The sequence below is a fragment of the Streptomyces sp. NPDC004788 genome, assembly GCF_053601115.1.
The window spans coordinates 20,696-31,260 of record NZ_JBSGBF010000095.1; the positions used below are offsets into that span (position 1 = coordinate 20,696).

Genomic DNA, 10,565 nt, shown 5'->3' on the forward strand with positions numbered 1-10,565 from the left:
CATGGATCTGACCCTGCTGCGCACCTTCGTCACCGTGCACCGGGCCGGCTCCTTCACCCGCGCCGCAGCGCTCCTCGGCCTCTCCCAGCCGGCCGTCACCAGCCAGATCCGCACCCTGGAACGGCAGCTCGGCCGCCCGCTCTTCCTCCGCCGGGCCCGCGGGGTCACCCCCACCACCATCGGCGACGAGCTCGCCCACCGCGCCGCCCCGCACCTGGACGCGCTGGTCGAGATCACCGAGACCGGCCTGGACGAGCAGAACGGCGTGCGCACCCTGCATGTCGCCGGGCCGCCCGAGTTCACCTCGGCGCGGGTGCTGCCCGCGCTCACCCCGCTGGTCACCCAGGGCCTCGCCGTCCGGGTCTCACTGATCGGCAACGCGCAGGAGACCCTGGACGGGCTCGCCGCCGGCCACCACGACCTGGCCGTCGCCACCGCCCGCCCCCGCGGCGGGCTCCTGTCGGCCACCCCGCTCTGCGACGAGGAGCATGTCCTGGTCGCCGCCCCGCGCTGGGCCGCCCGGCTCTCCCCCGACGTGCTGCTCGGCGAGGGTGCGCTCGTCCTGGAGCAGCTGCCGGTGGTCGAGGTGCACGAGTCGCTGCCCTTCGTCTCCCGCTACTGGACGGCCGTCTTCGAGACCAAGCCGGCGGCCGCCGCGACCGTGATCGTCCCGGATCTGCGGGCCGTCCTGGAATCCGCCGCCTCCGGCGCCGGTCTCGCCGTGCTGCCGCGCTATCTGTGCGAGCCGGAGCTGGCCCGGGGCCGTCTGGTGGCGCTGCTCGACCCGCCCGTGCCGCCGCTGCGCACCTACTTCCTCGTCGTCCGCACCGGCACCCTCGCCCTGCCGCACCTCGCGCGGGCCCATGAGCGGCTGCTCGCGGCCGCGGGGGAGTGGTGAGCGGCGGGACCGCCGCGTGTTCCGAGGGAAGCCTGAGTGTCAGGACAGCATGCGTGTCAGGACAGGACGTGTGTCGGGACAGGATGTGTTTCAGGACAGCGCGTGTTTCAGGACAGCGAGGACGGGCCATTTTCCTTCCATGACCGAACGACCAGTGGTCAAGCGCACCGCACGCGCCATCCTGCTCGACGGGAACGACCTGATCCTGATCAAGCGCACCAAGCCGGGAGTCGATCCCTACTGGGTGACGCCCGGCGGCGGGGTCGAGCCCTCCGACTCGACGGTCGTCGAGGCCCTGCACCGCGAGGTCCACGAGGAACTCGGCGCAAAGATCACCGATGTGGTCCCCTGCTTCGTCGACACCGTCGAGCACATCGTCGACGGCGGCGTCTCCGGGGTGAAGGTGCAGCATTTCTTCGTCTGCCGCCTGGAGTCCATGGACCCCGCGCAGCGGCACGGCCCCGAGGTCGACGAGCCGACGGGCGAGTACGAGATCGTCCGGGTGCCGTTCACCCGGGTCGGGATCGCCGCCGTCCACCTCGTCCCGCTCTCGCTGCGCCACTACCTGGACGGCAACATCGAGGGCGTCCGCGCGATGCACGCGCCCGACCTGGGCTGACGGCACGTTTCTTCGGACTGTCCTCGGCTCAGGCTCCGGTTCAAGCCGAGGTGACCAGCTCCCCCAGGTAGTCGTGACGGATCCGGTCGGTGGGGATGCCGGCGCCCTTCAGGGCGTCGACCCCGCTGCGGATCATGCCGAGCGGCCCCGACAGATAGGCGTCGTACTCGGCCCAGGGCCCATAGCGGCACACGGCGTCCGGCAGGCGCCCCTGGTCCTCGGTGACCGGACGGACGGAGAGCCACGGGAAGGTCTGCTGGAGCCGCAGCATCGTGTCGATGTCGTAGAGGTCGTGGCCGTTGCGGGCGCCGTAGAACACCTCGACGTGCCGCCGGTCGCCGTGCTCGGCGACGTCCTCGACCAACGCCTTGATCGGCGCGATACCGGTCCCCCCGCCCAGACAGAGCAGCCCGTTGTCGGTCGAGTGGTCGACCGTCATCGAACCTGCGGGCGGACCGAGCCGCAGCACGTCCCCGGGCCGGGCGCGGTGGACGAGGGCGTTCGACACCCACCCCGCCGGCACGGCCTTCACATGGAGCGAGAGCAGCCCGTCCGGCCGGGGCGCCGAGGCGAAGGAGTAGTGCCGCCATATCCGCGGCCACCACGGGGTCTCCAGGGTCGTGTACTGCCCGGCGAGGAACGGGTACGGCTGGTCGGGCCGGAGGGTGACCACGGCGACGTCCGGGGTGCGCAGATCGTGGCTGACCACCTCGGCCTGCCACCAGGCCGGTGCCTCTGCCTCGTTCTCGGCGGCCGCGTCGATCATGATCTGCGAGATCGTCGTGTACGTACGGACCCAGGCCGCCTCGGTCTCGGCGTTCCAGACGCCCTCGGCGTACCGGGCGAGGGCCCCGATCAGCGCCTCGCCGACGGCCGGGTAGTGCTCCGGCCGGGTGCCGTACTTGCGGTGCCCGCGACCCAGGTTCTGCAGGTACTCGGTCAGGACCCGGGTGTTGTCGAGGTGCTCGGCCGCCGTCAGCAGCGCCTTGAGCAGCCGGTCGCGCTGGGTGTCCATGGCCGGCGGGAACATCTCGCGCAGCCCTGGGCTGCCGATGAACAGCAGGGCGTAGAAGTACGAGGTCACCCGGTCGGCGACGGGGGCGATCTCGCTCAGGGTGCGCCGGACCAGGACGGCGTCGGGCGAGGGACCGCCCGACGGGGCCGTGGCCGGTGGTGCCGGCGACCCAGCCGGTGCCGGTGATCCGTCCAGTGCCGATGATCCGTCCAGTGCCGGTGATCCAGCCGGTGCCGATGGCCCGTCCAGTGCCGATGGCCCTTCCGGTGCCGCTTCCGCCCCGGCCGGTGGTGCCGGTATTCGAGGCAGCGGCGCGTCCGTGGCCGCGGCCGGAGCTTCCTTCATGCCTTGCCTCCCCGCAGTCGGCCTCCGTGCTCGCAGGATGGCAGTCCTGAGGTCACGCCGGACAGAAAGTGGGAATTCCGGTCAATCGGCGCCCGCGGAGGGCTAGGCTGCGCTGTTTCGGACCAGTGCGTAGGCCTCGCGCAGATCGGCTCCGCCGTAGCGGTGCGTCGCCAGGCCGGCCAGATGGTGGTCCGCGTTCACGGCCACGCTCTCCGGGACGATCGCGAAGAGCTCGGCGTCCGACATCGAGTCGCCGTACGCCACGCAGTCGGCCAGATCGAGCCCGAAGCGCTCACAGAGCTCCCGGGCGATCCGCACCTTCGCCGAGGCGTTGAGGATGCCGGGCCGGTGGATCGGCTCGGTGAAGGGGACGGCGGGCCAGCGGGAGCCGTGGGCCGCGTCGAGTCCCCAGTCCAGGAGCCGTTCGACGAAGAAGTCGGGCGAGAGGGAGATGACCGCGCAGCGGCCGCCGCCGGCCCGGATCTCCGCCCACACCTCGCGGATGCCGGCCAGCCAGGGTGCTCCCTCGAAGGCCGAGGTCACCTGCTCCGGGGTGAGTTCGGCCCACAGGGCATGGGCTTGCACGGCGAATTCGTCGGGGGTCATCCCGCGCACCAGGAAGTCCTGCTCCAGCTGCTCGATCTCCTCGCTCAACCCGAGCTGCCGGGAGATCTCCACCGCGGCCGCCGAGTCACGGATCAGCGTGCCGTCGAGATCGAAGAGATGCAGTCTGTGCCCGTCACGGGCGCGCGTCAGGTCAGCCACATGTGCCGAGGCTAGTACGAGCGAGGCGACGGCGGGGTGGCGCGGCCACGCGCGGGCGGTGTTTCACGTGAAACAACGCCAGGTCAACCCCGCTCCGCCGCGTGCCGGTCCCTTCCGTAAAACCGGTGGACGTCTCCTCGGCACGTCGGACAGCCTGGCCGTCATGCCGATCTCGCAGACCTCGCTCGACCAGCTCCCCATCCGGCGCCTCACCTCGGACGACCTCCGTGCCTGTGCCGATCTCTCCGAGGACCGGGGATGGGACCGGGAGGAGTACAAGTGGGGCCTGCTGCTCGCCGCGGGCACGGGCTACGGCATCGACGACCCCGACGGCAAGGGACTGGTGACGGCCTGCGTCGTCACCTCGTACGGACCGGGGCTGGCCGCGATCGGCATGGTCCTGGTCGCCGAGCGCTACGCCCGCCGAGGCGTGGGGCGCCGGCTGATGCAGCACGTACTCACCGAGTACGACGGCACCCCACTGACGCTGTACGCCACGCCCAACGGACGACCGCTCTACGAGCAGCTGGGCTTCGCCGCGATCGGCACGTCGGAGCTGCTCAAAGGCCGCTTCACCTTCGCCGAACCGGCCTCCGAGGCCCCGGCCGGCACCTCGGTCCGGCCTGCCACCGCGGAGGACCTCCAGGCGATCCTGCGCCTCGACCGTGAGGTCTTCGGCGTCGACCGCACCCACCTCATCACCCGGCTGCCGGCCTTCGCCGACCAGCTGCGGGTCGCGGAACGGGACGGCGAGCTCACCGGCTTCGCCGCCATCTGGCCGAACATGGACACCCATGTCGTCGGCCCGCTGATCGCCCGCGACCCGGCGACCGCCCAGCACCTGGTGACCTCCCTGGCCGACGCCACCGACCGCCCGCTGCGCACGGACGTCGACTCGGAACACACCGCCCTGCTCACCTGGCTCCAGGCGAACGGCGTGGGCCGGATCTTCACCACCGCCCTGATGGTCCGCTCGGTGCCCGGCCTGCCGGGCGACGGAAGCCGCCGCTTCGCCCCGCTGACCGTCGCGGCGGGGTGACGTGACGTCCGGGCCCGGCCGCCCGGACGATTACTTGCACACGCGGAATTTTGCGTCTCTTCGACTACGCTGGCAGATACCGCTCCGCACCGAGGAGAGACCGAGGAAGCGAGGAGAGACCATGACCGCGACGGACCCCGCCCTGACGGCCCTCGCCCAGGGCTGGTGCGCCCTCTCCCTGCTGCACGGCAGGATCGAGTCGCACGTCGAGCGCGCCCTGGAGTCCCAGCACGGTCTGAGTGTCCGCGAGTACTCGCTGCTCGACGTGCTCAGCCGCCAGCACGACGGCCCCGGCGGCCACCTCCAGATGAAGCAGGTCGCCGACGCCGTGGTGCTCAGCCAGAGCGCGACCACACGGCTCGTCACCCGCCTGGAGGACCGCGGTCTGCTCACCCGGTATCTCTGCGCCACCGACCGGCGCGGCATCTACACCGACGTCACCGAGGCCGGCCTGCAGCTGCTCGCCGAGGCCCGCCCCACCAACGACAAGGCGCTGCGCGAGGCCCTGGACGAGGCCGCCCGGAATCCCGAGCTGGCGCCGTTCGTCCGCGTCGTCGAGGACCTGGGCGTCCCGGCATGAGCGATCTGACGATCCGGCCCGCGGAGCGCGACGACCTCCCCGCCGTCGTGGCGATGCTCGCCGACGACCCGCTGGGCGCCCTGCGCGAGTCGCCCGACGACCTCACGCCGTACGCCGCCGCCTTCGACCGGCTCGACGGGGACCCCCATCAGCATGTCGTCGTGGCCGTGCGCGCGGGGAAGGTCGTCGGCACGCTCCAGCTCACGATCATCCCCGGGCTCTCCCGGCGGGGCATGACCCGTTCGATCATCGAGGGCGTCCGCGTCCACGCGGAGGAGCGCGGCAGCGGCCTCGGCACCCGGCTCATCGAGTGGGCCGTGGCGGAGTCCCGGGTGCGGGGCTGCGGCCTCGTGCAGCTGACCTCGGACGTCACCCGCACGGACGCCCACCGCTTCTACGAGCGGCTCGGCTTCGAGCCCTCGCACCTCGGCTTCAAGCTGAGCCTCTGACCAGGACTTCACAAGCGCGCTGTTTCACGTGAAACAGCGCGCTTCGCCGTCGGGCCGGCCGCGGGACCGTCAGAGGCCGCGCCAGCCGGCCTCGTCCACACCGCCCGGCACGGCGTCCCCCTGCTCGTACGGCTCCCGGGTGAAGACGAAGGAGCCGAGGTCGAGATGGCTCACCGAGCCGTCCGGGCGCCGCACCACACGCAGCGTCTCGCCCTGGTAGTAGCCGTCGAGACCGACCCAGCCGCCCTCGGGCAGCGGCCGGAAGCTCGCCCGCCGCCCGACCCCCTTCAGCGGCTCCAGGCTCACCGCGCGCCCGGCGCCGACCCGCAACCCGTACGCGTAGGTCCCCCAGTACCAGGGCCCGGCGAGCGCGAGCAGCTCCGTGTCGACCTCGGCCTCGGGAAGGGGCCGCCAGGGCTCCGGCAGGCGCGGCTCGGCCTCCGCCACGATCCGTACGAGATCGGCGGCCACGATGGACGGCAGGGGCCCGGAGGTGGCGTTCGCGAGGCACACCGCGGCCAGACCGTCCTCGACGCTCACCCACAGCGTGGCGACGAAGCCCGGCAGCGAGCCCGTGTGGCCGACGAGCGTGCGGCCGTCCCTGCGCAGCAGCTGGAGCCCGAGACCGTAACCCCCGTCCGGGTCACCGGCGGCCGGCGGCACCGAGGGCACCCGCATCTCCTCGACGGACGCCCGGGAGAGCACCCGGTCGTCGCCCTCGGCCAGGAACGCGGCGAACCGGCACAAGTCGCCGACCGTCGACCACAACTGCCCGGCGGGCGCCATGATCCCCAGGTCCTCGGCCGGCTCCGGCATCATCACATCGGCCCACGGGTGCACCGCCCAGCCGCCTGCCGCCGGGGCGACCGGCTGAACGGTCGTCCGGCCGAGACCCAGCGGCTCCAGGATCCCGGTGCGCAGCGCCTCCTCCCAGGGCACCCCGCGGACGGCCTCGACGAGCGAACCGAGCAGCGTGTAGCCGGGGTTGGAGTAGTGGAAGAGCCGCCCGGCCGGATGCACCGACGGCCGCTCCCCCAGCACGTCGGCCAGCTCCGGCCTGGTCGTCCCGGGCGTCCGCTCCCACCACGGCGCGGGCGTCTCGGCGGCGAGCCCGGAGCTGTGGCCGAGGAGTTGAGCGATCGTCACCTCGCCCACGCCGGTGCCCGGCAGATGCTTCTCCAGCGGGTCGTCCAGGCCGATCAGCCCTTCGTCCCGGAGCCGCATCACCAGAACCGCGGTGAACACCTTGGTGATCGAGCCGATCCGGAACTGCGTCCGGTCGTCGGGCGCGTGCCCGTCGACACAGGTACGCGACCCGAACCAGACCGTCTTCCCGTCCCGCACCACGCCACCGGCGAACGAGGGCGAGCGGCCCTCGGTCTGGGCGACGGCGATGCGGTGCAGCAGGGCGCGTTCGGTGCTGGGCAGCAGGGCTTCGAAGGATGAGGTCATGCGACGATCATGCCGCGCGACCGCACCGAACCCGATCAGGTTTGTGCCATGTCCACGAAGCGCGAGTAGTGGCCCTGGAAGGCCACGGTGATCGTCGCCGTCGGACCGTTACGGTGCTTGCCGACGATGATGTCGGCCTCGCCCGCGCGCGGGGACTCCTTCTCGTAGGCGTCCTCGCGGTGCAGCAGGATGACCATGTCGGCGTCCTGCTCGATCGAGCCGGACTCACGGAGGTCGGAGACCATCGGCTTCTTGTCGGTGCGCTGCTCGGGGCCTCGGTTCAGCTGGGAGAGCGCGATCACCGGGAGCTCCAGCTCCTTGGCGAGGAGCTTGAGGTTTCGCGACATCTCCGAGACCTCCTGCTGCCGGCTCTCGGCACGCTTGGAGCCGCCGGCCTGCATCAGCTGGAGGTAGTCGATGATGACGAGCTTGATGCCGCTGCGCTGCTTGAGACGACGGCACTTGGCGCGGATCTCCATCATCGACAGGTTCGGCGAGTCGTCGATGTAGAGCGGGGCCTGCGAGACGTCCGGCATCCGGCGGGCGAGCCGGGTCCAGTCCTCGTCGGTCATGGTGCCGGAGCGCATGTGGTGCAGCGCCACCCGGGCCTCGGCCGAGAGCAGACGCATCGCGATCTCGTTGCGGCCCATTTCGAGGGAGAAGATGACGCTGGGCAGGTTGTGCTTGATGGAGGCGGCACGGGCGAAGTCCAGCGCGAGCGTGGACTTACCCATGGCGGGACGGGCCGCGATGATGATCATCTGGCCGGGGTGAAGGCCGTTGGTGAGCGCGTCGAGGTCGGTGAAGCCGGTGGGCACACCGGTCATCTCGCCGCTGCGGGAGCCGATCGCCTCGATCTCGTCGAGCGCGCCCTCCATGATGTCGCCGAGCGGCAGGTAGTCCTCGGTGGTGCGCTGCTCGGTGACCTGGTAGATCTCCGCCTGGGCCCGGTTGACGATGTCGTCGACGTCGCCGTCGGCCGCGTATCCCATCTGCGTGATCTTCGTGCCGGCCTCCACGAGACGGCGCAGCACGGCCCGCTCGTGGACGATCTCCGCGTAGTACGAGGCGTTGGCGGCGGTCGGCACCGACTGGACGAGCGTGTGCAGATAGGAGGCGCCGCCGACCCGGGTGATCTCGCCGCGCTTGGTGAGCTCGGCGCCGACCGTGATGGGGTCGGCGGGCTCGCCCTTCGCGTAGAGGTCGAGGATCGCCGCGTAGACGGTCTCGTGGGCCGGCTTGTAGAAGTCGTGACCCTTGATGATCTCGACGACGTCGGCGATGGCGTCCTTGGAGAGCAGCATGCCGCCGAGGACGGACTGCTCGGCGTCCAGGTCCTGCGGGGGAACACGCTCGAACGCGGACACGCCGCTGTCCCAGCCGCCCTCGCTGCCGCGCTCGTGCTGGTCCTCTCGGCCGCGGCCACGACCCCGGCCCTCGCCACCACCGCGGGTGCGCACGGGCAGCCGGTCGCTCGGTCCGCTCTCGGCCCAGGGATCGTCCATGGGCTCGGGCATGCTCACCAAGCCACCTCCTCCCGTCCGCTCCGCGGACAACCGTTGCCACTCTCGCGCGTCGGGCGCCGGACCACGGTAGGCCCGCGGGCACCGTCAGCCAATCTGGTTATCCACAGGGCCTGTGGGTGAAGGCCCAGATGCTGTGGAGAACTCCGCGGAACCTGTGCACGGACCAGGGGACAGCCATGTGGACAAACTCATAACGCAGCTCACCCGACACCGCTGACCTGGTCTTTTTCCGTCCACGGGCTGTGGGGGAGAAAAACTTCCACACCCGGCTCAAGATCAGAACAAACGGCGCACACGCGAAGGCGCTCTCGCAGAATATGTAAGGACCCTATAGGCATTGCATCTCTTACCTGTGGATGGTTGGATTGAGCGCATGCATCAGGCTCCCGCGACCCGCAAGACCGGCCGGCGGCAACACGACCGCGAGATCCTCTCACTCGCCGTCCCGGCCTTCGGCGCACTCGTCGCCGAGCCCCTCTTCCTCATGGCCGACAGCGCCATCGTCGGCCACCTCGGCACCCCCCAGCTCGCCGGACTCGCCATCGCCTCGGCTCTGCTCTCCACCGCGGTGAGCGTGTTCATCTTCCTCGCCTACGCCACGACCGCGGCGGTCGCCCGCCGCGTCGGCGCGGGCGACCTCCAGGCCGCCATCCGCCAGGGGATCGACGGCATCTGGCTCGCCCTGATCCTCGGGGCCGCCGTGGTCGCCCTCACCCTGCCCACCGCGCCCTGGCTCGTCGACCTCTTCGGCGCCTCCGACACCGCCGCCCCCTACGCCATCACGTATCTGCGGATCTCCATCCTCGGCATCCCCGCCATGCTCGTCGTGCTCGCCGCCACCGGTGTCCTGCGCGGCCTCCAGGACACCCGCACCCCGCTCTACGTCGCCATCGCCGGCTTCGCCGCCAACGCCGCCCTCAACCTCGGCCTCGTCTACGGCGCCGGACTCGGCATCGCGGGATCCGCCTGGGGCACGGTCATCGCCCAGCTCGGCATGGCCGCCGCCTATCTGTACGTGGTCGTCCGCGGTGCCCGGAAGCACGGCGCCTCCCTGCGCCCCGACGCCGCCGGCATCCGGGCCTGCGCCCAGGCCGGAGCCCCGCTCCTGGTCCGTACGCTCTCGCTGCGGGCCATCCTGATGATCGCCACCGCCGTCGCCGCCCGGCTCGGGGACGCCGATGTCGCCGCGCACCAGATCATCCTGTCCCTCTGGAGCCTGATGGCCTTCGCCCTCGACGCGATCGCCATCGCCGGACAGGCCATCATCGGGCGCTATCTCGGCGCCGACGACGCGGACGGCGCCCGCCAGGTCTGCCGCCGCATGGTCCAGTGGGGCGTGGTCTGCGGTATCGCCCTCGGCGTGCTGCTGATCCTCACCCGCCCCCTCTTCGTGCCGCTCTTCACCGACGACTCCGCGGTCCGCGACGTCCTGCTCCCGGCCCTTCTGGTCGTCGCGCTCTCCCAGCCGATCTCCGGAGTGGTCTTCGTCCTCGACGGCGTCCTCATGGGCGCGGGCGACGGCCCCTATCTCGCCTGGGCCATGCTGCTCACCCTGGCCGTCTTCGCTCCGATCGCCCTGCTCGTCCCGAGCCTCGGCGGCGGGCTGACCGCGCTGTGGGGCGCGATGACGGTGATGATGACCGTCCGGATGGCGACGCTGTGGTGGCGCACCCGCTCGGGCCGCTGGCTGGTCACCGGCGCCACCCGCTGACCGCTCTGCACCGTTTCACGTGAAACGACACTGCTCTGCGCTGTTTCACGTGAAACGACGGAGATGTTTCACGTGAAACAGCGGAAGGGCCGCACCCGAGGGTACGCCGTGTTCTCCAGGCGGAACGAGAGCACGGCCTGCAGGAGCAGGATGCCGAGCAGGATCC

General features: G+C 71.3%; 10 protein-coding genes. 6 read left to right on the forward strand and 4 right to left on the reverse strand.

The window, feature by feature from the left end; translation table 11 throughout:
• Window position 1: 1 nt before the first annotated feature.
• Together ACWEJX_RS30645 and ACWEJX_RS30650 are read left to right on the forward strand one after the other, a co-directional pair.
• Window positions 2-898: a LysR family transcriptional regulator gene (locus tag ACWEJX_RS30645; protein WP_451610673.1), complete on the forward strand. Its 897-nt coding sequence runs from the start codon at window positions 2-4 to the stop codon at window positions 896-898.
• A gap of 139 nt (window positions 899-1,037) precedes the next feature.
• On the forward strand, window positions 1,038-1,517 hold the full coding sequence (locus tag ACWEJX_RS30650) for an NUDIX domain-containing protein (RefSeq protein WP_403794420.1): 480 nt from the start codon (window positions 1,038-1,040) through the stop codon (window positions 1,515-1,517).
• A gap of 40 nt (window positions 1,518-1,557) precedes the next feature.
• Here the strand turns inward: ACWEJX_RS30650 and ACWEJX_RS30655 are convergent, their stop codons facing one another.
• Together ACWEJX_RS30655 and ACWEJX_RS30660 are read right to left on the reverse strand one after the other, a co-directional pair.
• Entirely contained in the window at window positions 1,558-2,877 is a 1,320-nt protein-coding gene (locus ACWEJX_RS30655; RefSeq protein WP_451610674.1) for a globin domain-containing protein, read from the reverse strand.
• Between the two features lie 102 nt (window positions 2,878-2,979).
• Window positions 2,980-3,642, reverse strand: a complete 663-nt coding sequence (locus ACWEJX_RS30660) for an HAD family hydrolase (RefSeq protein ID WP_451610675.1) — start codon at window positions 3,640-3,642, stop codon at window positions 2,980-2,982.
• A gap of 163 nt (window positions 3,643-3,805) precedes the next feature.
• On the opposite strand from ACWEJX_RS30660, the gene ACWEJX_RS30665 reads away from it, so the two are divergent.
• From ACWEJX_RS30665 to ACWEJX_RS30675, 3 genes are all read left to right on the forward strand, one after another.
• Window positions 3,806-4,681, forward strand: coding sequence for a GNAT family N-acetyltransferase (locus tag ACWEJX_RS30665; RefSeq protein WP_451610676.1), 876 nt, complete (start codon window positions 3,806-3,808; stop codon window positions 4,679-4,681).
• Window positions 4,682-4,802: 121 nt separating this feature from the next.
• On the forward strand, window positions 4,803-5,261 hold the full coding sequence (locus ACWEJX_RS30670; protein WP_451610677.1) for a MarR family winged helix-turn-helix transcriptional regulator: 459 nt from the start codon (window positions 4,803-4,805) through the stop codon (window positions 5,259-5,261).
• Window positions 5,258-5,710 (forward strand): N-acetyltransferase family protein, encoded by a 453-nt coding sequence (locus tag ACWEJX_RS30675; RefSeq protein ID WP_451610678.1) that lies wholly within the window; start codon window positions 5,258-5,260, stop codon window positions 5,708-5,710. The genes ACWEJX_RS30670 and ACWEJX_RS30675 overlap by 4 nt, the downstream gene beginning before the upstream one ends.
• 69 nt (window positions 5,711-5,779) lie before the next feature.
• Here ACWEJX_RS30675 and ACWEJX_RS30680 read toward each other — a convergent pair whose 3' ends face one another.
• Both ACWEJX_RS30680 and dnaB read right to left on the reverse strand, forming a co-directional pair.
• Window positions 5,780-7,162, reverse strand: a complete 1,383-nt coding sequence (locus ACWEJX_RS30680) for a serine hydrolase domain-containing protein (RefSeq protein ID WP_451610679.1) — start codon at window positions 7,160-7,162, stop codon at window positions 5,780-5,782.
• Between the two features lie 35 nt (window positions 7,163-7,197).
• Entirely contained in the window at window positions 7,198-8,685 is a 1,488-nt protein-coding gene (gene dnaB / locus ACWEJX_RS30685) for a replicative DNA helicase (protein WP_403794402.1), read from the reverse strand.
• 376 nt (window positions 8,686-9,061) lie between these two features.
• Between dnaB and ACWEJX_RS30690 the strand changes: the two genes are divergently transcribed.
• A complete protein-coding gene (locus ACWEJX_RS30690) occupies window positions 9,062-10,399 on the forward strand; it encodes an MATE family efflux transporter (RefSeq protein WP_451610680.1) in 1,338 nt (445 codons plus the stop codon).
• Window positions 10,400-10,565: the final 166 nt, after the last annotated feature.

Bases quoted from the DNA above. Each gene is read 5' to 3' on its own strand.
- ACWEJX_RS30645 (WP_451610673.1), top strand. From the start codon at position 2: ATGGATCTGACCCTGCTGCGCACCTTCGTCACCGTGCACCGGGCCGGC.
- ACWEJX_RS30675 (WP_451610678.1), top strand. From the start codon at position 5,258: ATGAGCGATCTGACGATCCGGCCCGCGGAGCGCGACGACCTCCCCGCC.
- ACWEJX_RS30655 (WP_451610674.1), bottom strand. From the start codon at position 2,877: ATGAAGGAAGCTCCGGCCGCGGCCACGGACGCGCCGCTGCCTCGAATA.
- ACWEJX_RS30650 (WP_403794420.1), top strand. From the start codon at position 1,038: ATGACCGAACGACCAGTGGTCAAGCGCACCGCACGCGCCATCCTGCTC.
- ACWEJX_RS30670 (WP_451610677.1), top strand. From the start codon at position 4,803: ATGACCGCGACGGACCCCGCCCTGACGGCCCTCGCCCAGGGCTGGTGC.
- ACWEJX_RS30680 (WP_451610679.1), bottom strand. From the start codon at position 7,162: ATGACCTCATCCTTCGAAGCCCTGCTGCCCAGCACCGAACGCGCCCTG.
- ACWEJX_RS30665 (WP_451610676.1), top strand. From the start codon at position 3,806: ATGCCGATCTCGCAGACCTCGCTCGACCAGCTCCCCATCCGGCGCCTC.
- ACWEJX_RS30690 (WP_451610680.1), top strand. From the start codon at position 9,062: ATGCATCAGGCTCCCGCGACCCGCAAGACCGGCCGGCGGCAACACGAC.